1 protein-coding gene is annotated in these 233 nt (G+C 67.0%); it reads right to left on the bottom strand.

Annotated elements, in window-relative coordinates:
* Positions 1 to 55 precede the first annotated feature (55 nt).
* Positions 56 to 233: EscS/YscS/HrcS family type III secretion system export apparatus protein (locus SB772_RS45845; RefSeq protein WP_410839256.1), on the bottom strand; the 178-nt coding region annotated here is incomplete at its 5' end.

Below are 233 nucleotides of genomic sequence, written 5' to 3'. Positions count from 1 at the left end.
GCCGCATCCGCGTGTGCCGTCAGCGCCGCCGCGCTGAACGGTGTGCCGACGCGCGTCATTGCGGCACCGCCGTATGCATGATCTCGTTCGCGAAGTGCAGCAGCGCCGCCGCCGAAAACGGCGCGGCGATCACGATCGCGACTGTCACCGCAATCAGCTTCACGCCGTGCGAAAGCGTCTGATCCTGCATCGACGTGATCGCCTGCAGGAACGACACGCCGAGTCCCACGAGC

It is taken from the genome of Paraburkholderia sp. SIMBA_030 (assembly GCF_046535245.1).
GTDB lineage: Bacteria > Pseudomonadota > Gammaproteobacteria > Burkholderiales > Burkholderiaceae > Paraburkholderia.
The sequence above is the reverse complement of the archived record's forward strand: the minus strand, read 5'-3'. Positions and strand labels throughout refer to the sequence as shown.